The 24368-nt window shown below is 57.1% G+C and carries 20 protein-coding genes; 11 read left to right on the top strand and 9 right to left on the bottom strand.

Translation table 11 applies throughout. The features are described from left to right. Positions 1-49: 49 nt before the first annotated feature. Together NW211_RS02750 and dgt are read right to left on the bottom strand one after the other, a co-directional pair. On the bottom strand, positions 50-1288 hold the full coding sequence (locus tag NW211_RS02750; protein ID WP_087407996.1) for a YgcG family protein: 1239 nt from the start codon (positions 1286-1288) through the stop codon (positions 50-52). 14 nt (positions 1289-1302) lie between these two features. Further along, a complete protein-coding gene (gene dgt / locus NW211_RS02745) occupies positions 1303-2634 on the bottom strand; it encodes a dGTP triphosphohydrolase (RefSeq protein ID WP_087408046.1) in 1332 nt (443 codons plus the stop codon). Positions 2635-2860: 226 nt separating this feature from the next. On the opposite strand from dgt, the gene dut reads away from it, so the two are divergent. The 7 genes from dut (at position 2861) to NW211_RS02710 (ending at position 10722) form a co-directional block, all read left to right on the top strand. Further along, a complete protein-coding gene (gene dut, locus NW211_RS02740; RefSeq protein ID WP_087407997.1) occupies positions 2861-3301 on the top strand; it encodes a dUTP diphosphatase in 441 nt (146 codons plus the stop codon). 19 nt (positions 3302-3320) lie between these two features. Beyond that, a complete protein-coding gene (locus NW211_RS02735) occupies positions 3321-5075 on the top strand; it encodes a tetratricopeptide repeat protein (protein ID WP_258326830.1) in 1755 nt (584 codons plus the stop codon). Beyond that, positions 5072-5902, top strand: a complete 831-nt coding sequence (locus NW211_RS02730) for a DUF4292 domain-containing protein (RefSeq protein ID WP_258326829.1) — start codon at positions 5072-5074, stop codon at positions 5900-5902. Before NW211_RS02735 ends, NW211_RS02730 begins: the two co-directional genes overlap by 4 nt. Next, positions 5899-7140: a murein hydrolase activator EnvC gene (locus NW211_RS02725; RefSeq protein WP_087408000.1), complete on the top strand. Its 1242-nt coding sequence runs from the start codon at positions 5899-5901 to the stop codon at positions 7138-7140. Before NW211_RS02730 ends, NW211_RS02725 begins: the two co-directional genes overlap by 4 nt. 19 nt (positions 7141-7159) lie before the next feature. Continuing rightward, positions 7160-8092, top strand: a complete 933-nt coding sequence (locus NW211_RS02720) for a GNAT family N-acetyltransferase (RefSeq protein ID WP_258326828.1) — start codon at positions 7160-7162, stop codon at positions 8090-8092. A 6-nt stretch (positions 8093-8098) separates the two neighbouring features. Then, positions 8099-9538, top strand: coding sequence for an oligosaccharide flippase family protein (locus NW211_RS02715; RefSeq protein ID WP_258326827.1), 1440 nt, complete (start codon positions 8099-8101; stop codon positions 9536-9538). A 74-nt stretch (positions 9539-9612) separates the two neighbouring features. Next, positions 9613-10722: a glycosyltransferase family 1 protein gene (locus NW211_RS02710; protein ID WP_258326826.1), complete on the top strand. Its 1110-nt coding sequence runs from the start codon at positions 9613-9615 to the stop codon at positions 10720-10722. 34 nt (positions 10723-10756) lie between these two features. On the opposite strand, the gene NW211_RS02705 is transcribed toward NW211_RS02710, so the two are convergent. Both NW211_RS02705 and NW211_RS02700 read right to left on the bottom strand, forming a co-directional pair. Further along, the gene (locus NW211_RS02705) at positions 10757-11782 is read right to left on the bottom strand and encodes a glycosyltransferase (protein ID WP_258326825.1); all 1026 of its coding nucleotides are present in this window, start codon (positions 11780-11782) and stop codon (positions 10757-10759) included. A gap of 155 nt (positions 11783-11937) precedes the next feature. After that, on the bottom strand, positions 11938-12822 hold the full coding sequence (locus NW211_RS02700; protein WP_258326824.1) for an AraC family transcriptional regulator: 885 nt from the start codon (positions 12820-12822) through the stop codon (positions 11938-11940). Positions 12823-13029: 207 nt separating this feature from the next. Here NW211_RS02700 and NW211_RS02695 point away from each other — a divergent pair, with 207 nt between their 5' ends. Together NW211_RS02695 and NW211_RS02690 are read left to right on the top strand one after the other, a co-directional pair. Further along, positions 13030-14160 (top strand): efflux RND transporter periplasmic adaptor subunit, encoded by a 1131-nt coding sequence (locus NW211_RS02695; RefSeq protein WP_258326823.1) that lies wholly within the window; start codon positions 13030-13032, stop codon positions 14158-14160. A gap of 2 nt (positions 14161-14162) precedes the next feature. Beyond that, a complete protein-coding gene (locus tag NW211_RS02690) occupies positions 14163-16715 on the top strand; it encodes an efflux RND transporter permease subunit (RefSeq protein ID WP_375379566.1) in 2553 nt (850 codons plus the stop codon). Between the two features lie 172 nt (positions 16716-16887). Here the strand turns inward: NW211_RS02690 and NW211_RS02685 are convergent, their stop codons facing one another. From NW211_RS02685 to NW211_RS02670, 4 genes are all read right to left on the bottom strand, one after another. Continuing rightward, entirely contained in the window at positions 16888-17655 is a 768-nt protein-coding gene (locus tag NW211_RS02685; RefSeq protein WP_258326924.1) for a TIGR03915 family putative DNA repair protein, read from the bottom strand. An 18-nt stretch (positions 17656-17673) separates the two neighbouring features. Next, the gene (locus NW211_RS02680) at positions 17674-18939 is read right to left on the bottom strand and encodes a putative DNA modification/repair radical SAM protein (protein WP_087408049.1); all 1266 of its coding nucleotides are present in this window, start codon (positions 18937-18939) and stop codon (positions 17674-17676) included. Between the two features lie 337 nt (positions 18940-19276). Then, entirely contained in the window at positions 19277-19687 is a 411-nt protein-coding gene (locus NW211_RS02675) for a type II toxin-antitoxin system HicB family antitoxin (RefSeq protein ID WP_258326822.1), read from the bottom strand. Positions 19688-19772: 85 nt separating this feature from the next. After that, positions 19773-19958 carry a type II toxin-antitoxin system HicA family toxin gene (locus NW211_RS02670; RefSeq protein ID WP_258326821.1) on the bottom strand — a complete coding sequence of 62 codons (186 nt, stop codon included), beginning with the start codon at positions 19956-19958 and terminating at the stop codon, positions 19773-19775. Positions 19959-20238: 280 nt separating this feature from the next. Here NW211_RS02670 and NW211_RS02665 point away from each other — a divergent pair, with 280 nt between their 5' ends. Further along, positions 20239-21183, top strand: a complete 945-nt coding sequence (locus NW211_RS02665) for a glycosyltransferase family A protein (protein WP_258326820.1) — start codon at positions 20239-20241, stop codon at positions 21181-21183. On the opposite strand, the gene NW211_RS02660 is transcribed toward NW211_RS02665, so the two are convergent. Next, entirely contained in the window at positions 21126-22256 is a 1131-nt protein-coding gene (locus tag NW211_RS02660) for a M20 family metallo-hydrolase (RefSeq protein ID WP_258326819.1), read from the bottom strand. The genes NW211_RS02665 and NW211_RS02660 overlap by 58 nt on opposite strands. A gap of 286 nt (positions 22257-22542) precedes the next feature. Here NW211_RS02660 and NW211_RS02655 point away from each other — a divergent pair, with 286 nt between their 5' ends. Beyond that, positions 22543-24351 (top strand): long-chain fatty acid--CoA ligase, encoded by a 1809-nt coding sequence (locus tag NW211_RS02655; RefSeq protein WP_087408008.1) that lies wholly within the window; start codon positions 22543-22545, stop codon positions 24349-24351. Positions 24352-24368 lie beyond the last annotated feature (17 nt).

Raw genomic sequence — 24368 nt, 5'->3', positions numbered from 1 at the left:
TGTTTAAGTGATGAATGATGATTGTCTGATGCGTGAGGAGACCGAAGCACTACCAGCCCGACGAGGCACCGCCGCCGCCGGTGGAGCCTCCACCGAATCCGCCGCCGAAACCGCCTCCACCGAATCCTCCGCCCCGGCCCGAACCGCCAATGATGGTGGCCGCTGCAACGACGGGGATGATGTAGACTTTGCGGTCTATCTTGTGGCAATGGGCACAGATGTAGCGCTTCTCGCCCAGTCCGGTGCTTACGGCGGTAGCCCGGCGCAGGATATGGTCGCCTTCGAGGCTGTAGGCCCGGCTGTGGCAGTAGGGGCACCGCTGGTATTGGGTGAATTGGTTTTCGTAGGGATAGACGAGGGTGTTGCCGCACTGGTCGCAGAGCCACACGTCGTAGTCGACCGAGTTGAGTTGCTCTTCGGTATTCTCCTGCGGGGTGAGGTAGAGGTTGTCCTCCTCTTCGTTCAGCTTGCGCATGGTGCCGCCGCACGATTCACACTTGCGGGGTTTGTTGCGCAGCCGTTTGAGCCGGCGGTTCAGCCCTCCGTAGAGCAGCCACACGAAGAAGGGGAAGATGAAGCTGCCGACAAGCAGGAAGGGGCGGAAGGCCACCAGCCGCTTGTACTGTTCGTAGGGTCCTTTGCGGGCATAGCGGGCCACTATCCACAGCATGGCGAAGAGCAGGATGTGCGAGACGATGAGCGAGATGGTAATGTAGCCGTTGAATATCTTTCCCCAGTCGATTTCTATCCCCTGAACCTGGGGAGCTGCCGTAATCTCCTCGGCCGCGGCGGGGTCGGTGAGTATGCGGGAGACGGCCGTGATACCGTCGATCATGCCCTGGTCGTAGTTGCCCTCCCTGAAGCGAGGCAGGATGTAGCGCGACTGGATGCGCTTGCAGATGGCATCGGGCAGAACCCCCTCCAGCCCGTAGCCGGTGCGGAAGGTGATGCGCCGCTGGTCGAGCACGAGCAGCACGAGCAGGCCGTTGTCGTTCTTTTTGCCGATGCCCCACTGGGTGAAGAGCTCGGTGGCAAAGAGGTCGGTATCGGCCTGGCCGATCGACTGCAGGGCCACGACGGCCACCTCGCTGGTGGTGGCCTCTTGCAGGCCGAAGAGCGTGCGGTCGAGCGTGTCGACGGTCTCGGGCGAGAGTATCCCGTCGGGGTTGCTTACAAACCGCCGGCCGTCGGTCTGGTGCACGTTGGGCACTTGGGCGGGGGTATATTCGACTGCCCGCAGCAGGGGGACGAAGAGAAGGAGCAGGAGTATCGTGCAGAATCTTTTCATGCGTGTATTCGTGTTTAAAGCGAGGGGAGGCTCATGCCGTTGATTTTGCGATAGAGGTCGAGGGCATAGACGTCGGTCATGCCCGATATGTAGTCGATGACCGCCTGTACCTTGCCGTAGAGCGTGGGGGCGTGCATCTCGTATTGCTCGGGTACCTTGTTGAGTAGTAGGCGCGAGTAGGCCTTGTCGGGGAATCGCACGGCATCGAGAAACTTGTCGAGCAGCACCGATATGATGCGGTTACCGGCCAGCTCGATGTCGAGCACGTCGGACGATTTGTAAATCTTTTCCATCGCCGTGGCGGCGCAGTTGCGGTAGGCCTGGCAGGGACGGTCGGAGATGTGGTCGACCAGAGCCCCGGTAAAGCGCCCCTCGAGCAACGCCTGTTCTTCGCGGCAGAAGAGGGCCGAGCACTCGTCGATGAGGGTGCCGATGACGCAGGAGCGCAGGTAGACAATCTGCTCGTTGAGGTCGGTCACCACCTTGAGCACGTCGAGAATGTGCTGTTGCCGCTTCGGGTCGAAGAAGTCGAGGAAGAGCCTCTTCACCGTTTCGGTGGTGAGAATCTTCAGTTTGTGGGCATCCTCGATGTCCATAATCTGGTAGCAGATGTCGTCGGCCGCCTCGACCAGATAGACCAGCGGGTGGCGATGGTAACGCTCGCCGCTGTCGCCCTCGGGGAGCATGCCCAGGTCGTTGGCGATGCGCAGGAAATCTTCCTTCTCCGAGGTGAAGAATCCCGACTTGCCCCGCTTGGTCGACTGGATGGACGAGTAGGGATATTTCACAATCGAGGCAAGAGTCGAGTAGGTGAGGGCAAAGCCGCCGGGACGCCGGCCGTGGAACTGGTGGGTGAGCAGGCGGAAGGCGTTGGCATTCCCCTCGAAGTGGGTGAAGTCTTGCCAGTGGTGCTCGTTTTTCAATTCCTGTTTCAGCACCTGCCCGTTCCCCTCGGAGAAGTAGGTGGCAATGGCCCGTTCGCCCGAGTGGCCGAAGGGGGGATTGCCCAGGTCGTGGGCCAGACAAGCCGCCGAGGTGATGGCCCCCAGGTGGTTGAGCTTGTGGCACCAGGGCTCGCCGCTGTATTTCTCGGAGAGCGTAGACGACACGTTGTTGCCCAGCGAGCGCCCTACGCACGAGACTTCGAGGCTGTGGGTGAGCCGGTTGTGCACGAATATGCTGCCCGGCAACGGGAATACCTGAGTCTTGTTCTGCAGGCGACGGAAGGGTGCCGAGAAGACCAGGCGGTCGTAGTCGCGCTGAAAGTCGGTGCGGGTGTGGTGCCGCTCGTCGTGGTATTTCTCCATGCCGAAGCGTTTGGAGGTGATGAGGCGGTCCCAGTGCATTTGGGTGGGGGTATCCTTGGCTTGCATGTTTATGGATTCTTGTCAACAATCTGTGCAAATGTAGTAAAAAAGAGAGATAAAATATTGCGAAGCGGCAAAAAACTCGGCCCCCTTTGGACGGGTATCGCATTAAAATATAAAAAATAGGGTGCTTTATTGATAGGATTTCGTTATTTTCGCAGATTAAAAGAGTGAAAATAAGTATTCTTTATAAACGTATATTCCGATGAAGGTCTCTGTCAAGATAGTCAACAAGTCGCATCACGCGCTACCCTCGTACAGCACGCTGTTTTCGGCCGGTATGGATATTCGCGCCAACCTGTCCGAGCCGGTCACCCTGGCTCCCCTCGAGCGCAAGCTCATCCCCACCGGTCTCTATATCGCCCTGCCCGAGGGGTATGAGGCGCAGATACGGCCGCGCAGCGGGCTGGCGCTGAAGCATGGCATCACCATACCCAACACGCCGGGCACCATCGACGCCGACTATCGGGGCGAGGTGGGCATCATTGTGCTCAACGTATCGGACAAGCCCTTTACCATTGAGGATGGCGAGCGCATCTGCCAGATGGTGGTGAAGGAGTATTGCCGGGTCGAGTGGGACGAGGTCGAGTCGCTCGACGAGACCGAGCGCGGAGCCGGTGGATTCGGTCATACGGGTGTGAAATAAAAAGCCTCTGGACGAAGTTATGATGAGGATGATGAGCATGCGAAAATATGGAACGATAGCGCTGCTGTGCGTAGCGTGGTGTGTTGCCCTGACCGGTTGTGCCCTGCACAGAAGCGGAGCCGGCGAGGGTGAACTCTCGGCCGAAGAGCGCCAGAAGTTCGAATACTTTTACCTCGAGGCCGAGCGGCAGAAGGCTCTCGACCACGACGATGCGGCTTTCGACCTGATGAGCCGGGCCGCCGAAATCGATACCGCCAGTGCGGCTGCCCGTTTCTTTCTGGCTCCCTACTACCTGCGTCTGGGTCTCTACGACCAGGCTCGCGGCGACCTGCGCTATGCCGCCGAGCAACACCCCGAAAACTATTGGTACAACGTGGTTTATGCCAACTTTTCGCAACAGAGCGGACAGCACGACGAGGCGATTCGCATCTGGTCGCGGTTGCTCAAACAGAATCCCGACAAGGGTGAAATAAATTCGGCCCTGGCCGAAGCCTATACCGCCAAGGGCGACCTGAAATCGGCTGTAGCCTGCTACGACAGTCTGGAGTCGTCGATGGGGATAAAGGCCCCCATCACCATCGAGAAGCTGAAGCTCTACGAGCACATGGGCGATATGGATGCGATGGTCTCCGAGGCCGAGAAACTGCAACGCACCTTCCCCCAGAATACCGACTACATGCGGCTGTTGGGCGACATCTACCTCGAGGCGGGGCGCGACTCGTCGGCCCTGGCCATGTATGACCGGGCTCTGGAGGTGGAGCCCGAGAATGGCTACGTCTATCTGTCGAAGGCCGGCTATTACGAGAAGAAGGGCGACTCCATCGCCTACAACAACGAGATACGGAATGCCTTGATAAACCGTCATATCGACGTGGATACGAAGCTGAACATCTTCAGCACCTACATCGTGGACCTGATGAAGAAGAAGCAGGAGCTGAATCGGGTCGATTCGCTCTTTGCCGAGATGCTCGAGCAATATCCGCAGGAGGAGCCGGTGCACCGGCTCTTCGGCATGTACCTGTCGAGCCGCAAGGAGTTTACACGGGCCGAGGAGCAGTATGCCATCGCTACCGACCTGGCCCCCTCCAACCCCGAGAACTGGTTGCAGCTGATCGGGCTGTATCTCTATCAGGAGAAGTATGCCGACGTGATACGGGTGGGCAAGCGGGCCATACAGTATGTGCCCGACCAGAAGGATATTTACATGTATGTGGCGGTAGCCAGCACGCAGACGAAGAGCTATGCCGAGGCGCTCGAGATGCTCGAGACGGGACTCACCTATGTCGACGAGGGCGACAACGGCACGAAGTCGTTCTTCTACGGGCAGATGGGCGATGTCTATCACTCGTCGGGCGACCGCGAGAAGGCCTATGCCATGTACGACCTGGCGCTGTCGTACAACGCCTCGAACATACCGGTGCTCAACAATTACAGCTATTTCCTGGCCGTCGAAGGGCGCGACCTCGACAAGGCCGAACGGATGAGTGCCCAAACGGTGAAAGCCGAACCCGACAACGCCACCTACCTCGATACCTATGCGTGGATATTTTTCAAGAAGGGCGACTACTCGCTGGCCCGTCTCTACATGAAGAATGCCATCGACAAGAGCCCCGAACCCAGTGCCGAACTGTATGAACACTACGGCGACATACTGGCCATGCTGGGCGAGCTGGACGAGGCGGTGACCTATTGGCAAAAGGCCCTCGACCTGGGGAGCGAGTCGGCCGATGTATTGAAAGAGAAAATCGAGCAAAAGAAATATATTGAGAAATGAAACCTATATACGTAGCGGTCTGTATCGCGTTGCTGTCGATGCTGGCAGGCTGTAAAGGGGGAAAAGAGCTGGCCACCCACCAGCCGGTGTCGCGAGAGGTGCGTAACAATTTCGAGACCCTCATGGCATCGTATCCCGAGTGGACCACCTTCTCGGCGAAGGGGTCGGCCGATGTGGGGCTGGGCAAAGGGGGCTCGCTGAGCACGAACACGCAGGTGCGCATGGTGCGCGGTGAGTCGTTGCAGATTTCGGTGCGAGTCTTTTTGGGTATCGAGGTGGCGCGGCTCTACATGACGCGCGACAGCCTCTTTGTCATCGACAAGATGCAGCGCCGGTACGTAGGCGAGTCGCTGGCCTCGATAGGGGCGCGGCTCTCGCAGGAGCTCTCGCTGGCCACGGTGCAGGATGCCCTGCTGGGGCGCATCTTCCTGCTGGGCAGTAGCTCGTCGGCCTGTCGCATCGACGACTTCGAGGTCATCGAGTCGGGGTCGTCGCGGTGGTCGTTGCAACCCCGCAGTCAGGATACCCGTTTCGGCTATCGGTTCGACCTGAACGGCACGAAGCTGCTTTCGACGCAGTTGAGTTCGGCCGATGGCAGCAAGTCGATTGTGTGCCACTATGCCGACTTTGTCAAGCAGGGGACGAGCGACAACTTCCCCACCACCATGCAATTGTCTCTCACGGGGTTGAGTCTGCCGTTGTCGCTCAATTTGGGCTATGACGCCTCGTCGATTGCCTGGAACGGGAAGGTAAGCATCGAGAAGCTCGACTTGTCGAGGTATACGCGAGTTTCGGCTACGCAGTTGTTAAAGGAGTTGTCGATATGAAAAGGTGGTTAGTCTTATGTTGCATCATCGGGTTGGGGGCTTCGACTCTCTTCGCCCAGACCCTCGAGATGGAGAAGCTGCGCCGCAATCGGGAGCAGACGTTGAAGGAGCTGAACGAGACCAACAAAAAGCTCGACAAGACGCTGCGCAGCGCCAAGAGTTCGCTCAACGAGTTGAACAGCATCACGGCCGAAATCAAGCAGCAACGCAATCTGATTGCCAAAATCAACAAGGAGATTGCCGTCATCAACCGCAAGCAGCGGGCGGTCAAGGATACCATCTACCTGCTGCAGAAGGATTTGACGGCCAAGAAGCGCAGCTATGCCAATGCCGTGAAGCGCATGGGGCACCGGCGGTCGGAGTATGACGAACTGATGTTCATTTTCTCGGCCTCGTCGTTGAGCCAGTCGTATCGGCGGGCCCGCTATCTGAAGGAGTATTCGGCCTGGCGCAAGCGGCAGGCAGCCGAGATAGCCGAGCGCAAGCAGCAGCTCGAGGAGTTGCAGAAGGAGCTGGCCAAGAGCATGGCCGAGAAGAATGCCATACTCAAGGAGCGTAGCGCCGAAGCCAATGTGCTGGAGAAGCAGGAGAGCAGCAAGCGCAACCTGATTGCCGGTCTCAAGAAACAGGAGAAACAGCTGAAACGCGAGATAGACCGCAAGCGGAAACAGGCCGAGGCTCTCGACCGCAAGCTCGAACAGCTTATTGCCGAGGAGGAGCGCAAGTCGTCGGACCGCGCCAACAAGGCCGATGGGCAGACCTCGACCGCCAAGCGTTCGACCAAGGGCTACAAGATGACCAAGGAGGAGCTGGCCCTCTCGGGCAGCTTCGAGAAGAACAAGGGCAAACTGCCCTTCCCCCTCTCGGGCAGCTACAAGATTGTGGCCCACTTCGGTCGTCAGCAGCACCCCGAACTGCGCTACGTGCAGACCGAAAACAGCGGTATCGACATCGAGACTACACCGGGTACCAAGGCTCGGGCCGTTTTCAACGGGGTGGTATCGCGCATCTTCGTTACCCCGGGATACAACAGTACCATCATTGTGCGGCACGGTAACTACCTGACCATCTACGCCAACCTGAGCGAGGTCTATGTACGGGCCGGCGAGAAGGTGAAGACCGGGCAGAACCTGGGTAAAATCTATTCCGACTCGCAGGATGGCAACCGCACCATCCTCACCTTCCAGCTCTGGAAAGAGCGTACGAAGCTGAACCCCGAGTCGTGGCTTAATCTGTAAAAACGAAAAAGGTATGGGCATGGAGATACACCGGTATACGGCGGCTTATCACCGCGATTGGAACGATTTTGTCAACGAGTCGTCGAACGGGACTTTCCTGTTTCTGCGGGAGTACATGGAGTATCATGCCGACCGCTTCAGCGACTACTCGCTGCTGGTCTACGACGATAACAGACTGCTGGCCCTGTTGCCGGCCAACCGCCAGGGCGACGTGCTCTACTCGCACGCCGGCCTCACCTATGGCGGGCTCATCGTGACCACCCGCAACACTACGGTGCAGGTGCTCGAAATCATGCAGCTCATTGCCGACTTCCTGCGCAAGGAGCGTTTTGTCAAGTGGGTCTACAAATGCGTGCCCCATATCTATCACCGCTATCCGTCGGAGGCCGACCTCTACGCCCTCTTCCGGCTCAATGCCCGGTGGGTGGGATGCAACATCTCGTCGACCGTGCAGCAGGATCGTCCGCTGCGCTTCCGGGCCGACCGCCGCAGCCGCATCAAGAAGGCCGAGCAGGCCGGACTGCAGGTGGTCGAGACGACCGACTTCGCCCCCTTCTGGGCCATTCTGGAGGCCAATCTGCAGGAGCGGTTCCACGTGAAGCCGGTCCACTCGCTGGCCGAAATCGAATTGCTGCACAGCCGTTTCCCCGACCGCATCCGTCACTTGGTGACGATGCGCGGCAACGAGGTGCTGGCCGGCAGTGTCATCTACGACACAGGTATCGTGGCACATGCCCAGTACACCTCGGCTTCGCATGAGGGGAAGAGCTCGGGAGCCCTCGACCTGCTTTATGGGAAAATCATCGGCGAGGTGTTTGCCGACCGCAAGTGGTTCGACTTCGGGCAGTCGACCGAGGATATGGGCCACTACCTCAACGAGGGGCTCATCACCCAGAAGGAGGGGTTCGGATGTCGGGCCGTCGCCTATAACATTTACGAGATAATTTTATAACCAGCCATGAACAGCGGGGAGGACAAGAAGATATACCGCACCATCGTGAAGGCTACCGGCCTTTTCGGGGGGACGCAGGTGTTCACCATCCTCTGTTCGATTATCAAGACCAAACTGGTAGCCATCTGGCTGGGTGCCGAGGGGGTAGGCATTATCGGGTTGTATAGCAACACGGTTGACATGATTTCGGCCCTGACCCGGCTGGGCATCGGCACCAGTTCGGTGCGCGACCTGTCGCGGGCCTTCAAGTCGGGCGACCGTTCCCGGTTTGCCAGCCTGGTGAAGGTGGTGCGCCGCTGGGTGTGGTTCACCGGTCTGCTGGGGGCGGTGCTTATGCTCACCTTTGCCCCGGTGCTGAGTCGCTACACCTTTGGCGACTCGCAACACATCTGGGGTTTTGTCTTCCTGTCGTGCACGCTGTTGTTTACCGCACTTACCGAGGGTGAGCGGGCCATCATTCAGGCCTCGAACCGCCTGCGGGTGCTGGCCCGTTGCTCGGTGCTGGGGTCGGTGCTGGCACTGCTGCTGTCGTTGCCGTTGTTCTACTTCTACGGCATCTCGGGCATCGTGCCCGCTATTGTCGCCCACACCTTTGCCATCGTTCTGGTGACGGTGCTGTTGGGCCGTCGCATGAAAATCGAGCCGGTTTCGATTGACTGGCGCGAGACCTACCGTCAGGGGCGGGGCATCGCCGCACTGGGCATCTACATGACGGTGAGCGGCTTCATCACCACGCTCTACTCCTATCTGTTCGTGGCCTGGCTCAACAGCCACAGCGGCACCGGCGAGGTGGGGTACTACCAGGCCGGTTACACGCTGGTGATGCAATATGTGGGGCTGGTCTTCACGGCCATGTCGATGGAGTATTACCCCCGGCTTTCGGTCGTTTGCGAAGACCGGGCTCTGCTCTCGGAGCATGTGTCGCGGCAGGTCGAGACCTCGCTGCTGATACTGGTGCCTTTCATCTCGCTCTTTATCGTTCTGCAAACGCTGATTATACATATATTATATACGGCCGATTTCCTGGCAATCGGGGGATACATCTCGTGGGCGGCCCTGGGCATGCTGTTCCGTGCCTTCTCGTGGAGCGTCAGCTTTGTGCTGCTGGCCAAGGGGGCAGGTCGCCTCTACCTCATTACCGAAGTGCTGGCCGATTCGCTGATGTTTGTTCTCTACCTGTTGGGATATACCCGGTGGGGACTGGTCGGGGTGGGGGTAGCCTATCTGCTGGCCTATCTCTGTTCAGGAACGGGTATCTACCTGCTGTGCCGTGTCAAGTACGGGTTGCGTGTGCCCCTGCGGGTATTCGGGCTGTTGGGGCTGAGTGTGGCCGGGTGTGCCGTCGTGCTGCTTTTGTGGCAGGGCGGTCAGGCGATTGGGGCCTGGGTAGCCACGGCGATGTGGGTGCTTCTGGCCGGCTGGCAGTTGAAACGGAGGCTGTTGTAGGTGCCATGCAATAAAGCGGGGCGAACAGGCGTTTTTCAAGTAAGAAGATAGTATTTCGAGGAGGGTATGAAAGCATGAAGATATTGTTGGCAGGCGATTACAGCAATTACCACCGGGCCCTGTCGCTGGCGTTGCGGCGCATGGGGCATGAGGTGACGGTGGCCTCCGACGGGTCGCGTTGGATGAATACGGCCCGCGACATCGACACCTCGCGTCCGTTCAGGAACAAGGTGGGCGGGCTGTTGTTGTGGGCTAAATTGAATACCCTGCTGCGGTCGCGGTTGGAGGGGTATGACATCGTACAAATCAATTCCCCCGGATTCGCCTCCTTGCAGCCTTGCCGGCTACGCCAGCTCTTCGACCGCCTGCTTGCCAGGAACGGGGCGGTCTATCTCACCGCCATGGGCACCGATACCTACTACATCGACTTTTGTCTGTCGGGCGCGTTGCGGTATACCGAGTGGCAGATAGGCGACCGGCCCTCGCCGCTTGCCCTGGCCCAGCCCGACGAGCTTCGGCGCTGGCAAGCTCCGGTACTGACCGACTATACCCGCTATGTGTATGAGCATGTGCGGGGGGTGGTGAGTGCCCTGTATGAATACAACGAGTCGTGCCGCCGGGTGGTCGACCCCTCACGGTTGGCCTATGCCGGCATCCCCATCGATACCGATTCGTTCACGATGGCCCACGGCGACGAGATTCCCTCGCGGGTAAAGCTCTTTCTGGGGGTACACCGCGACCGCATGGTCGAGAAGGGTACCGACCGCATGTGGGCTGCCGCCCGAAGGGTGGCCGAGCGTCACCCCGACAAGTGCGAACTGGTCTTTGTCGAGAACCGTCCCTATCGCGAATATGTAGAGCTGATGCGGTCGTCGCATGTGGTGCTCGACCAGCTGTACAGCTACACGCCGGCTACCAACGCGCTGCTGGCGATGGCCCAGGGGCTGGTGGTGGTGAGCGGGGCCGAGCCCGAATATTACGATTTTATCGGGGAGAAGGAGAACCACCCGATTGTCAATGCCATCCCCGACGACGAAAAGCTGGAGGCACAGCTCGAGGAGCTGGTGCTTCACCCCGAACGTCTGCCCGAGCAGGCGCGTCGCAGCCGCGAGTTTGTGGTGAAACACAATCGCGACGAGGTGGTGGCCCGGCGTTTTCTCGACTTCTGGGCCCGATGCCGATAGGGATGTCCTCCAACGGATTTCTTAAAAATATTTCTTAAAAATGTTTCTTGATCCACTCTTTCCCTCGCGAGAGGAGCAGCAGCGTGCCGTCGGTCCACGGCCGCCTTTTCCAGCGTAAAGCGATTTTCATCAATCGGAATATCAGCGGCAGCCGGGTAGCTGTTGTCACCATGTCGTAGTCGCAGCGGTAGACCTCCTCGATGAAGGCCCACCGTTCGTCGGCGGGGTAGTGCCCCTCGGCCGAGTAGAGGGCGTAAATCGACTGGTAGATGAGGTGCGCCCGCTCCTCCAGCAGGTAGCGGTCGTACTCCCGGTTGTCGATACCGAGCCGGGCAATGAGCTCTTGCCGCAGAGCGTAGGCCTCGCGGGCGTAGGCCGACAGTGCCTTGTAGGGGAGCAGCCGGTGGGTGAGCGATGCCGCCGTGGGGCGGTGAATATAGAGGTAGTCGGTGTGGGCGATTTGGGCTATCGAGTGGCAGTGCTTCACAAATTCCAGTACAAACAGGTGGTCTTCGCCATAGGAGTAGCGAGGGTCGAAACGAAGGTGGTGCTGCTCGATAATCTCACGTCTGAACAGTTTGTTGCAGGGCCCTTTGGTGGTGTCGTGTATCTCGGCATCGGCAAAGAGGAGGCCCCGTTCGCAGTCGGTCCGGGCCGAGCGGGTGCGGTCGAACCCGTGCGACTCTGTTCGTCCCGACGGCTCATGGAGCAGCGTTATGCCTGCGATGACCAGGTCGGCTGGAGTCGAGAGCAGGTGGGAGAGATAGGTGGGGGTCACGCGGTCGTCGGCATCGACAAAGGCGATGTATTCGCCCCGGGCCTCGGTCAGTCCCCGGTTGCGGGCCGCCGATACCCCGGCGTTGCGCTGGTGAAGGGCCACGATGCGGGGCTCTCGGGCCGCATATCGGTCGATGAGGGCTGCCGAGCCGTCGGTCGAGCCGTCGTCGATGACGAGAATCTCGAATGACGGGTAGTCCTGGTGCAGCACGCTGTCGAGGCAGGCCGGCAGAAACTGCTCGGCATTGTAGACCGGTATGACGACGGAGATAAGCGGATTCATAAGCCTGTGGGTCCGTGGATATCACGCGGTACGGGCCCGAGACAAAAGTAACGATTTTTTTCAGAAAAACGAACTATCGACCGGAGGGCGTGTGCCGGGAACAGGCTTATTGGTCGTCACTCTTTTCCTTCGTCTTGGCGGCAAGTAGTCAGCCGTCACTCGATGCTCGTCTTGTTCTGCCGGCGGTAAGCCATGGGCGAAATCTGTTTCTGTTTCTTGAAAAACTTGCAGAAGGAGGCCTGGTCCGAGAAGTGAAGCCGCTCGGCAATCTGCCCGATGGAGATGCGGTCGTCTTCGAGCAAGGTCATGGCCTGGTGCGTAATTTCATCGCAGATGACGGCATGAGGCGTTTTCCCCACCATCTCGCGCACCACCCGGGTGAGGTGTTTGGTCGAGATGCAGAGGGCGTTGGCATAGAACTCGATGTGGTGCTCCTCGGCAAAATGTTTCGAGACAAGCGTCATGAAGTTGAGGGTGATAAAGTCGCGCTTGCTCACATAGGGCGGCATGTCGTTGGGGTTCTCCTGGTGCGAGAGCATGCAGTTGCCCAGCTCGAGGCTGAAGCTCTTGAAGTAGACACTGGCCAGTTCGCGGCGGTAGTAGTGCGAGGGGTTGGCGATAGTCTCTTTCAAAAGGTTGAGCTGAAGTTCGAGCCGGTCGATTTCGCTCGGCGAGAAGTGCCAGATGCGTATGTTGGGGTGCTCGAGCGAGTAGTGCAGGGGGCCGGGGCGCAGATTCTTGAGCGATTCGCTGGCAAACTCGAACGAGATGAAGAGGCACCATCCCCGCAGGTCGGACGAGGTCGAGTCGATGCGGGCCGTGGTGGTCTCCATGATGTCGAAATAGGAGTGGGCTCCAAGTTCGTAGGGGCGGTCGTTGAGGGTCAGGCTCATACTTCCCTGGCAGAGCATCATAAACATGCGGTTGCCCGTGATGGTGAGACCTTCCAATTTGTAAAACTGTTCGGGAGAAACAAGCAAAATCAGATTCCCTATCCGGCAACTCTCCGGGAAGAGGGAGGATAACTCTTTTTGTGTCATGGTGCGATTGATATATACGATATTAAATCGTTACAAAAATAGGGCAAAATGTCTCTAAATTACAATTCTATACGTCAAATAGACATACGATTTCCTAATAAATTCTAATGGGGTGCTATTTGGACAAGTCCTTGCGCCGATTGTCTAAGCAGTAGCCGGACAACACCATCTATTTTTACACCGGGAAATAACAAAATTAACTAAAAAATGAAGGTAAAAAGATTTTTAGTATGGGGTTTGTGCTGTGCCGGCATGTTGGCGGGATGTCAGCAAAAGGCCGGCATGCAGAGTAGCGGCGATACTTATCCGCTACTGACGGTAAAGCCGGAAGACCGACAGCTCTCGGTGAAATACTCGGCTGTGATAGAAGGTAAACAAGATGTGGAGGTGCGCCCGCAGGTATCGGGCACCATCACCCGGGTGCTGGTCGAGGAGGGTGCCCATGTGCGCAAGGGCGAGGTGCTCTTTGTTATCGACCAGGTGCCCTATAAAGCCGCTTTGCAGAAGGCGGTCGCCGCAGTGGCTACGGCCGAGGCCAACGAGGCTACGGCCAAACAGACTCTGGAAGGGAAGGAGCTGCTCTTTGCCGACCGGGTGATTTCGGACTTTGAACTGCATACGGCCCAGAACGAGTACAAGAGTGCACAGGCTGCCTTGCAGCAGGCACAGGCCGAACTGACCGATGCGCAGAACAACCTCTCGTATACCGAGGTGAAGAGCCCGGTCGACGGCTATGCCGGCATGACCTCGTTTCGTATCGGGGCACTGGTGAGCTCGTCGATGACCGAGCCGCTCATCCGGGTATCGGACAATTCGCAGATGTATGTCTATTTCTCCCTCACCGAGAAACAGGTGCTCGCGCTCACGGCGCAATACGGGTCGCTCGACAAGGCCCTCGCCTCTTTCCCCGAGGTGTCGCTCGAGCTGAACGACGGCTCCGTGTACGGGACCAAGGGTCGGGTCGATGTCATCAGCGGCATGATCGACAAGACCACCGGCACGGTGAGCCTGCGGGCCGTATTCGACAACAAGGACAAACGGCTGTTGAGCGGCGGGTCGGCCAATGTGATTGTACCCTACGACCGCAAGCAGTGTATCGTCATACCGCAGGGCGGAACCTACGAGATACAGAACCGTGTGTTTGCCTACAAGGTGGTCGACGGGAAAGCGGTGTCGACTCCTATCGAGGTATTTGAGATAAACGACGGCACCGAGTATATCGTGGAGAGCGGTTTGCAATCGGGCGACGTGATTGTATCGGAGGGTGCGGGCCTGTTGAAAGAGGGTACCGTAGTCGACCCTGCGGCCGCCGCACAAGAGGTTAAAGAGGAGGATTGACCATGAAGCTGCAATATTTCATAGACCGGCCCATCTTGTCGATGGTGATTTCGGTCGTCATCCTCGTAGCAGGATTGATCGGGCTCTTTGCCCTGTCGGTGGAGCAATACCCCGACATCGCCCCGCCTACCATACGGGTATCGACCACCTATAGCGGCGCCAATGCCGAGGCGGTGCAGAAGAGTGTGATTGTGCCGCTCGAAGAGGCTATCAACGGCGTGGAGAACATGACCTACATGACCTCGACCGCCAGCAATACGGGCAGTGCCGAGATTACGGTCTACTTCAAACAGGGCAGCGACCCCGACATGGCGGCCGTGAACGTGCAGAACAAGGTCTCTACCGCCACCTCGCTGCTGCCGGCCGAGGTGACCAAGGTGGGCGTAACCACCATGAAGCGGCAGAGCAGCATGCTGAAGATTTTCGGCCTCTACAGTCCCAACGGCACCTACGACGAAGCGTTTCTCACCAACTACCTGAGCATCAATATCAAGCCGCAGATACAACGTATCTCGGGCGTAGGCGAGGTGAATGTGATGGGTGGCGACTATGCCATGCGTATCTGGCTGAAGCCCGACGTGATGGCCCAGTATGAGCTGGAGCCGAGCGACGTGGAGGCGGCCCTCGCGAGCCAGAATATCGAGGCCTCGACGGGTGCTATCGGCGAAGATTCGAAGAATGTCTATCAGTATACCCTCAAATACCGCGGACGTCTCGAGAAGGAGCAGGAGTTCGAGGAGATTGTCATCAAGGCCTTCGACGACGGCCGGGTGCTGCGGTTGAAAGATATTGCCACGGTCGAGCTGGGCTCGCAGAGCTACTCCTACACCGGCCGGGTGAACGGTGCGCCGGGTACGACCTGTATGATTAACCAGACGGCCGGAACGAATGCCAACGAAATCATCACCAACATCGACCAGTTGCTCGACGAGTTGCAGGAGAACCTGCCCGAGGATATGGAGATTGTGAAGCTGATGAGTACCAAGAACTTCCTCGACGCCTCGATCAACGAGGTAATCAAGACGCTGCTCGAGGCCATCGTGCTGGTGGTACTGGTGGTTTACGTGTTCCTGCAGAACCCGCGGTCGACGCTTATCCCTACCGTCAGCATCTTCGTGTCGCTTATCGGTACCTTTGCCGTGCTCTATCTGGCCGGGTTCAGCATCAACCTGCTCACCCTCTTTGCCCTGGTGCTGGCCATCGGTACGATAGTCGACGATGCCATCATCGTGGTCGAGGCGGTGCAGGTGAAGTTCGACGAGGGGTATCGCTCGCCCTACAAGGCCTCGATCGATGCCATGAGCGGTATCTCGTCGGCCATCGTCACCTCTACGCTGGTGTTCATGGCGGTGTTTGTGCCGGTGTCGTTCATGGGGGGTACCTCGGGCGTGTTCTACACCCAGTTCGGTATCACCATGGCGGTAGCCGTGGGTATCTCGGCCATCAACGCCCTCACCCTGTCGCCGGCACTCTGTGCGCTGCTGTTGCGGCCCAACGAGATTCTGGTCGACGGGAAGAAGCCCGAGTTCTCAACCCGGTTCCGGCTGGCCTTCGATGCGATATTCAAACGCCTCGTGTTCAAGTATAAGGAGGGGGCCAAGTTCTTTATCAAGCACAAGTGGCTGGTGTGGACCTCGTTTGCCGCCTCGGTGGGGCTGCTGCTCTATCTGATGGCAACGACCAAGACCAGTCTGGTGCCCTCGGAAGATACCGGCTCCATCTTCGTGAGCCTCGATACCCCTGCCGGCAGCACGCTGGCCGAGACGGCGAGCATCATGGAGTCGCTGTTGAAGGTGGGCGAGGAGACCGAGAATGCCGTCACCCAGGCGCGGGCCAACCTGTATGAACTGGAGGCCACCCACAACGACCTGCTGCGGCAGCAGCACGAGGCCGAGAATGCCCTCTGTACCGTGCTGGGAATCACGCCCCGGGCCATCGAGCGGGGACAGTTGGCCGAACAGCAGTTCCCCGAGATTTTCAACGTGGGGGTACCGTTGCGGCTGCTCTCGAAACGGCCCGATGTGCGTGAAGCCGAGATGACCTTGGCCAGTGCCTACTATACGACCAACCAGGCCCGCTCGGCCTTCTATCCCAACCTCACCCTCTCGGGCAGTGCGGGGTGGACCAACGCGCTGGGGCAGGTGGTGACCAATCCCGGCGGGTGGATTCTCTCGGCCGTGGCCTCGCTGACCCAGCCGATTTTCAACCGGGGGAAACTGATTTCGAACCTGCGGGTATCGAAAGACGAGGAGCAGATTGCCTTGCTCAACTACAAGCAGACGTTGCTCGATGCCGGGCAGGAGGTGAGCGACGCGCTCTATGCCGTCGAGTCGGCCCAGCGCAATCTGGAGATTCACCAGAAGCAGTGCCGCGAACTGGAGCGCACGGTCGAAACTTCGGAAGCTCTCTACAAAACGGGCAATGCCACTTACCTCGAACTGCTCACGGCCCAACAGTCGTTGCTGAATGCCCGGCTGAACCTGGTGTCGGACAGTTTCACCCACTGTCAGTCCATCATCACCCTCTACAACGCCTTGGGGGGTGGCAGCAACTGACGGTGACAGACCCGCAGAGGGTTGAGGGGGAGCCTGTTTGAGTGCCCCCGCTTTCGATAGAGCTGTTTTAGTGATGATTGATAAAAAGGTGGTGCAGCGACAAACCGAGACTTGTGCTCTCGTTTGCCGCTGCACTTGTTTTATCGGGAGGCCGCACGCAGGAGCGGGGCCGTCACTTGTTTTTTTCGGTGAGGTATTTCCAGTATCGCACGGGCATGTCTTTCCGCTGTTTGCGGGGATTGAGCCGGTCGCGTATGCAGACGGCCTTGAAGTAGGTGCGCCACAGCTCCTGGAACAGTTTTTCGTCTTCGGCCATGAGCGACTCGTCCAGCTTGCCGGTGACGAAGTGGGGCAGGCTCTCGTCGAAGGTCACCTGGGTGACCTCGTGCTGGTCGTAGTAATAGCCGTAGTGGCGCCTCTTGTCGTAGAGGACAAAGGGTTGGTCGGCAAAGCGGTCCTTGAAGTGGGCTATGGCCAGCGGCAAGACGTTGTATTGCGGCTCCATGATGCCGAAGTAGGTGCCGTCGGCCGCCTTCTGGAAGCGGATGAACTGCATCATGCGCAGACGCTCGTACAGCACCTTGCGGAAGGTGTTGGTGACAAACAGAATGTCGTCGTCGGCCAGGTTGTTCTCGAGGCTTACGGGGCTGTCGATATTCTTGCAGATGTAGCGAAACAGGTGCAGGTCCAGTTCGGGCAGCTCCGAGAGGTAGCTTACGGTGAGGCACGAGAGGGCATCCTTCGACAGCTTCTTCTCGAGCGCCTTCCACACCCGGCCGGCCTTCGCTTCGTCGGTGATGACCGGGTGCACCTCGTCGTAGAAGAGTGGGAGCGGCTCGTCGGTGCCCTGAATCACCTGCGGGAACGAACGGCGGGCGTAGGCGTCGAACACGACGGTGAGCATGCCGTCGAACGTGCGGTCGTATTGAAAGATAATCAGGGACACGGCGGAGTATCGTTAATCGTGGAACAGGGGTAGTTGCAACTGGTGGTCGTCTCGCCGCTTCGAGGTCGACGGGGTGAGCAGTCGCCTTACGTTCTCGGGGCGGAGTTCGTTGACGGTAGGTGACATCAGCTCGCCGCAGGTGATGAAGTATTTGGCTTTCTTCATCACTACCCCCATCTTCTTCAGATGCGAGCTGTTGATGCGATTGAAGCGGCGGGAGTTGACGATGAGGGTGGCCGATTTCACCCCGATGCCGGGAACCCGGAGGATGAGTTCGTAGGGAGCCTTGTTGATGTCGACCGGGAAGACTTCGGGGTGACGTAGGGCCCACGCCAGCTTGGGGTCAATCTCGAGGTCGAGGTCGGGGTTGGCATCGTCGACAATCTCGTCGACCTTGAACTGGTAGAAGCGCAAGAGCCAGTCGGCCTGGTAGAGTCGGTTTTCGCGTACCAGAGGGGGCTGCTTCAGCATGGGGAGCCGGGTGTCGTAGGTGTTGACATGGATATAGCCCGAGTAGTAGACACGTCGCATGGTGGGACGGGCGTAGAGGGCCGACGACAGCCGCAGGATGTCGCGGTCGTGGTCGGGGGTAGCCCCCACAATCATCTGCGTGCTCTGCCCGGCCGGGACGAAACGAGGGGCGTGCCTGAAGAGTTTGCGCTCCTCTTTCGAGGCGAGGGTCTGTTGCTGGATGTAGGCCATGGGCTCGTAGACGCTTTTGAAATCTTTTTCGGGAGCCAGCAGTTTCAGTGAGCATTCGTTGGGAATCTCGATGTTCACGCTCATGCGGTCGGCATACTTGCCGGCCTCGTTCACCAGTTCGCGGCTGGCTCCGGGAATGCTTTTCAAGTGGATGTAGCCGTTGAACCGGTGGATGGTGCGCAAGTCTTTCACGACGGCTACCAGACGCTCCATGGTGTAATCGGGGTTACGCACCACGCCCGAGCTGAGGAACAGTCCCTCGATGTAGTTGCGCCGGTAAAATTCGATGGTGAGCTCCACCAGCTCCCGCACCGAAAAGGTGGCCCGTGGAATATCGTTGCTCCGCCGGTTGATGCAGTAGGCACAGTCGTACATGCACGAGTTGGTGAGCATCGTTTTCAGCAGCGAGATGCAACGACCGTCGTCGGCAAAACTGTGGCATATACCTATCCCGCCCACCGTATTGCCCAACCCTCCCCGGGTGTTGGACCGCACGGTGCCGCTCGACGAACACGATACATCGTATTTTGCCGATTCGGTAAGTATCTTCAGTTTCTTCAGCGTCTCTTCGGTCATGGCGGCAGATGAGTATAAGTTGGTTACATCGTTATGAATCAATGGGGTGACGGTGGTTTTTTAAAAAGAATAAGCCAAACGGCATCGCCCCGATTGCTGCAACTTTCCCGGAGGATAAAGTTACACCGTTTTTGCCGTATCGGCGACAATTTTAAGAAAAGAATTTATAATTGGGATGGGGAAAGATAAACGCATGGCTTCTGTCTTGATAGAAGCCTGATTGGCTATCGAAGATTTATGACAGAAGGAAGGTCAGGATGGTTGAGGGGAGTATCGAATAGAATAAAAAAATCCCACCAATCTGGCAGGATTTTCTGTCTATTTCCTTATTTCCAAATTATACGAATTTTATTCCCCCGATTTCGTGGGCAAATTCATGCAGGGATTTCTCAATCTTTTCGATGGTCGTTTTTGAGGGCTTCCTTCGGCCTGTTACATAATGACTCAACTGCCCTTGATTGACACCCGTGATACGAGCCAAACCTGCCAACGAAAAGGCGTAGGCATAGTAATTAAGGAAAGATGCTATGTCATAAGTAAAATTAAACTCTACGTCAGGAAACTTTTTCCCATTCATTTGATAAACTTCTTTCATCTCATCAACGGCTGCCAAAAAATCATTTTTGGTTTCTTCAACGCTTTTTCCTTCTCCAATGCAACCGAATTCGCAGTTGTTGTCAGGAATGAATGCTGAATAGGTGCCGTCAACTCCCCGTTCAATAACAACGCTGATTTCTTTCTTTGCCATATTCTTGTATTTTACCTTGATAACTGACTGATTTATCAAGTATAGTAATTAAAAATAGTAAAATATATATAGTGTAAGATATGGGTTACTCAATCCCCGCATCCCTTTTAATGCTTTTCAATGTACCCGGTTTCACCTCTTCTGATTTATGGTGGCTTGTTTGAAAATATTTTCCTGTTTTGGGGCTATACCATGTTGGGTGAGCTCCATTATTTTTTATCAGTTCACAACCGGCTTTTTTTAGAAGTCGTTCAAGTTCATTGTATTTCACTCCAACCTCCTTTCTTTTGTGATATTGAGCATATAATCGTCATACACAACATGCGATAGTCACAATGCAAAGATACGAATATCAATATCATTTGCAACCTTTTTGATATTATTTTTAATATCATTTTTGACTTTTTCCTTTGTCTCTATTCCGCATAGATTACATTATGTACAAGTAGCAGTGCATTATTCCCGTTTTTCTCATATATATGAGATATGCTTCAGTATAAAAATCAAGTGAGTTTGTTTTTCTATTTTCGACTTTCGTTATATTTGTAACGATGAAACCGACAAGCATAGCCATAGTAGTGCCCGTCTACAATCGGGAGAAGGAGTTGGTGCGGACGTTTGCCTCGATTGTGGCGCAGACCTACCGGCCCCTGCATGTCGTGCTGGTCGACAACGGGTCGACCGACGGGTCGCTGGCGCTGTGCCGGGAGCTGAAAGCCCGCTATGAGAGCGACAACTTCGAAGTGACGGTGACCCAGGAGGCGAAGCGGGGCCCTTCGGCTGCCCGCAACCGGGGGTTGTCGTGCGTGCGGGAGGAGTTTGTCTCGTTCTTCGATAGTGACGATACCTACGTGCCCGAGGCTATTGCCCGGTATATGCAGGCTTTCGACAGCCATCCGCAGGTCGACATCGTGGGGTGTACGGTCGAGATGGTGCCCGAGGCAGGTAGTCCCTATCGGGCCAAGGCGGTCTTTTCCAATCGGGTGGAGCCCCATCTGTTTCATTGCACGCTGGGTACACAGCGTTATGCGGTGCGCACGGCATTGGTGCGGGCCGTAGGCGGATGGCGCGAGGAGTATATGCGTTGGGAAGATTGGGAGCTGGGGCTGCGTCTGTTGCTCGCTACTGACCGGGTGGTGTGGATCGAGCGGCCGCCGCTGGTCCATGTCTATCTGCATGCCGACAGCATTACCGGCTATCGCTATGCCCCCAACAGTGACGATATTTTGCAGGCTATTGCCCATGCCCATGCCGATGTGGAGCAGAGCAACCATCCCGACAAGCGTCGTCTGCACCGGCTCTTGCTCTACAAGCAGATGGTGGTGGCCGGTCTGTGTCGTCGCGAGAAGAGCCCTCGAGGGCCCGAAATTTATCACTGGACCCTCGACCAGGTTCGCGACGACAGCACCTTGCGGTGGTTTCTGCCGCTGGTCTATCGTTATGTGTCGTGGGGAGGACGCGGTTCGGCTATTCTGGCCGAACGGCTGTTACACTGATTTTTTTCGAATTGCAGGTTGTCGAGCAGACAAGTGTAGAGCTCGATGGCTTCGCGTATCTCGTCGAGGAGGATATACTCGTCGGCCGTGTGGGAGCGCGACGATTCGCCCGGTCCTATCTTGACCGAAGGGAAGGGCATGAGCGCCTGGTCCGAGAGGGTAGGCGACCCGAAGGGTTCGCGTCCGGTGAGTATGCACCGTCGCACGAAGGGGTGTCGTGGCGATATGGACGACGAGTTGAGCCGCAGCGAGCGGGGGGTGAAGGTCACGTCGGGGAAGTTCTCGCGCAAGATTTCGACCGCCTGGGCGTTGGTGTAGCAATCGGTAGTGCGCAGGTCGATGACGAAGTTGCAGCGGTCGGGCACCACGTTGTGCTGCGTGCCGGCCTCTATCTGGGTGACGGTGAGTTTCGTCCGTCCCAGCCACTCCGAGACGAGGGGGAACTCGAATCGCCGCAGCCGTTCGATAGCCTCGGTAGCTTTGTAGAGGGCGTTGATTCCCTCTTCGCGGGCAGCGTGTCCCGACCGCCCGTGCGTGGTACAGTCGAGCACCAGCAGCCCCTTTTCGCAGATGGCCGGTTGCATGGCCGTAGGTTCGCCCACGATGGCCAGATCGACAGGGGGCAGCTCCTGCAAGGCCCGGGCGATGCCGTTTGCTCCCGAAACCTCCTCTTCGGCCGAAGCCAGGAAAATCAGGTTGTAGGGTTGCTCGCTGTCGGCCAGGAACAGGAAGGCGGCGAGCAGCGATACCAGACTGGCTCCGGCGTCGTTGCTGCCCAGACCGTAGAGGCGACCTTCCTCTTCGGCAGGTTCAAAAGGGTTGCGGCTCCAACTGGCCACCGGTTTCACGGTGTCGATGTGCGAGTTGAGCAGGAGGGTCGGTTTCGCCGGGTCGTACTTCCCGGCCAGGGTCCATACGTTGTTGCCGATGCGGTGCGGGGTGAATCGGTTTTTTTCGAGCGTTTCGCACAGGAGTTGGGCTGCCTGTCCCTCCTCCCGGCTGACCGAAGGGGTGGCAATGAGCCGGTGCAGCAGGTCGGTGGCTATGTAGTAGAGTTCGTCTTTCGAATACATGGTGGTTACGAGTTTATGCAAAAGTAGTTTATTTTTATCTCTTTCAGTAACTTCTTGTACAAATTGTAGGGAAAGGTCGAAAAAACGGGGATAAAATATTAACAGTAATTAACTATTTGAATTTGAGGGGATAAATCGCCCGAAATGTTGATAAATAGATAGGAAGTCTTGCGTTTTTGCTATGTCGAGTTGGCAAAATGAAAGTGCCCAATCTGCTTAAAACTTATTAAAATGGTCATAGAGTCAATATAATGCGTAACTTTGCAGCGGATTTATAACTGAATTTATGGTAAATCAACTTACCGCTTTGGTTCGCAAACAGGCTGCCAAATACGGAAACCGTGAGGCGTTCAGCCATAAGGACTATGAGCACAATCAATGGGTTCCTACCTCTTGGAACCGTTTCTCTGAACAGGTATCGTACATAGCGCAAGCTATGGTTCTCTTAGGTATTCGCGAGCAAGAAAACATTTCGACATATACACAAAACAAACCCGAAGGTCTCATCGTGGATTTTGCGGCATTCGACAACCGTGCGGTAGTCGTTCCGCTCTATCCCACCAGTTCGCTCGACCAGATTAAGTACATCATCGACGAAGCCGAGGTGCGCTTTCTGTTTGTGGGCGGGCAGGTGCAGTACGACAATGCCATTGTGGCCCTGCGTGAGTGTCCTACGCTCGAGAAACTCATTCTTTTCGACCCTGCCATCAAGCGGACTGCCGACGACCATACGTCGATCTATTTCGATGACCTCATGGAGCAGGGCCGTCTGGCCGGTGCCGATGTGGTAGCCGAGGTAGAACGCCGTCGCAATGCCGGTACGCCCGACGATTTGGCTACGCTCATCTACACCTCGGGTACGACCGGCGAGCCCAAAGGGGTGATGCTGGCTCACTCGAACTACGACGAGGCCATGCGCATTCACCTGCAACGGTTGGTGACTTGCTCCGACAGCGACGTATCGCTCTGCTTCCTGCCGTTGACCCACGTCTTCGAGCGGGCTTGGTCGTACTACTGCCTGACGGTAGGCATGCGCATTGCCATCAACGTAGACCCCAAGGATATACAGAATACCATTCGCGAGGTGCGTCCTACCATCATGTGCAGCGTGCCCCGTTTCTGGGAGAAGGTCTACTCGGCCATCCAGGACAAACTGTCGAAGACGAAGGGGATGACCCGTCGTCTCACCGAACGGGCTTTTGCCATCGGACGCCGTCGCAATGTGGAGTATCTGCGTGTAGGAAAACGGGTTCCGCTGTGGCTCGAGTGTCAGTACAAATTCTACGACAAGTTCGTATTCTCGAAAATCCGTCGAGCCGTAGGGGTGGAGAACGGCAATATCTTCCCCACCGCCGGGGCTCCGCTCTCCGATACCATCAACGAATTTCTGCACATCTGCGGCATCAATATCGTCTATGGCTATGGCTTGTCGGAGACGACGGCCACGGTGAGCTGCTTCGACCTGACCGGCTACGAGTTCGGTACCGTAGGCTCGCTCATGCCCGATATTCAGGTGAAGTTGGGCGAGAACAACGAGATACTGGTGAAGGGCAAGACCGTGATGAAGGGCTACTATCGCAAGCCCGAGGAGACGGCCCGCGTCTTTACCGAGGACGGCTGGTTCCGCACGGGCGATGCCGGCAAGATAAACGACGAAGGGGCTTTGGCCTTGACCGAGCGTTTGAAAGACCTCTTCAAGACTTCGAACGGGAAATACATTGCCCCGCAGGCTCTGGAGACCCGCCTGGGCGAAGACAAGTATATCGATCAGGTAGCCGTCATCGGCGACCAGCGCAAGTATGTGACGGCCATCATTATCCCGGCCTTCGAGGCCCTGAAGGAGTATGCCGCTCAGAAGCACATACAGTACCGCACCCTCGAGGATCTGGTGAAGAACCAGAAGATTCATGCTCTTATCTCGGAGCGTATCGACGCGCTGCAAAAGAACTTTGCCCGCTTCGAGCAAATCAAGCGTTTCACGCTGCTGCCGAGAGCCTTCAGCATGGAGAAAGGCGAGTTGACCAACACGCTCAAGATACGCCGGTCGGTCATCAACCTGCTCTACAAGGAGGAGATAGAGGCGATGTATGCCTAAAAACGAAAACCGAAATT

The sequence above is a fragment of the Barnesiella sp. ET7 genome, from assembly GCF_024733785.1.
Classification (GTDB): Bacteria; Bacteroidota; Bacteroidia; order Bacteroidales; family Barnesiellaceae; genus Barnesiella; species Barnesiella merdigallinarum.
Note: the sequence above shows the minus strand (reverse complement) of the source record. Positions and strands in the feature narration are given on the sequence as shown.

Bases quoted from the DNA above. Each gene is read 5' to 3' on its own strand.
- NW211_RS02750 (WP_087407996.1), bottom strand. From the start codon at position 1,288: ATGAAAAGATTCTGCACGATACTCCTGCTCCTTCTCTTCGTCCCCCTG.
- dgt (WP_087408046.1), bottom strand. From the start codon at position 2,634: ATGCACTGGGACCGCCTCATCACCTCCAAACGCTTCGGCATGGAGAAA.
- dut (WP_087407997.1), top strand. From the start codon at position 2,861: ATGAAGGTCTCTGTCAAGATAGTCAACAAGTCGCATCACGCGCTACCC.
- NW211_RS02735 (WP_258326830.1), top strand. From the start codon at position 3,321: ATGATGAGGATGATGAGCATGCGAAAATATGGAACGATAGCGCTGCTG.
- NW211_RS02730 (WP_258326829.1), top strand. From the start codon at position 5,072: ATGAAACCTATATACGTAGCGGTCTGTATCGCGTTGCTGTCGATGCTG.
- NW211_RS02725 (WP_087408000.1), top strand. From the start codon at position 5,899: ATGAAAAGGTGGTTAGTCTTATGTTGCATCATCGGGTTGGGGGCTTCG.
- NW211_RS02720 (WP_258326828.1), top strand. From the start codon at position 7,160: ATGGAGATACACCGGTATACGGCGGCTTATCACCGCGATTGGAACGAT.
- NW211_RS02715 (WP_258326827.1), top strand. From the start codon at position 8,099: ATGAACAGCGGGGAGGACAAGAAGATATACCGCACCATCGTGAAGGCT.
- NW211_RS02710 (WP_258326826.1), top strand. From the start codon at position 9,613: ATGAAGATATTGTTGGCAGGCGATTACAGCAATTACCACCGGGCCCTG.
- NW211_RS02705 (WP_258326825.1), bottom strand. From the start codon at position 11,782: ATGAATCCGCTTATCTCCGTCGTCATACCGGTCTACAATGCCGAGCAG.
- NW211_RS02700 (WP_258326824.1), bottom strand. From the start codon at position 12,822: ATGACACAAAAAGAGTTATCCTCCCTCTTCCCGGAGAGTTGCCGGATA.
- NW211_RS02695 (WP_258326823.1), top strand. From the start codon at position 13,030: ATGAAGGTAAAAAGATTTTTAGTATGGGGTTTGTGCTGTGCCGGCATG.
- NW211_RS02690 (WP_375379566.1), top strand. From the start codon at position 14,163: ATGAAGCTGCAATATTTCATAGACCGGCCCATCTTGTCGATGGTGATT.
- NW211_RS02680 (WP_087408049.1), bottom strand. From the start codon at position 18,939: ATGACCGAAGAGACGCTGAAGAAACTGAAGATACTTACCGAATCGGCA.
- NW211_RS02675 (WP_258326822.1), bottom strand. From the start codon at position 19,687: ATGGCAAAGAAAGAAATCAGCGTTGTTATTGAACGGGGAGTTGACGGC.
- NW211_RS02665 (WP_258326820.1), top strand. From the start codon at position 20,239: ATGAAACCGACAAGCATAGCCATAGTAGTGCCCGTCTACAATCGGGAG.
- NW211_RS02660 (WP_258326819.1), bottom strand. From the start codon at position 22,256: ATGTATTCGAAAGACGAACTCTACTACATAGCCACCGACCTGCTGCAC.
- NW211_RS02655 (WP_087408008.1), top strand. From the start codon at position 22,543: ATGGTAAATCAACTTACCGCTTTGGTTCGCAAACAGGCTGCCAAATAC.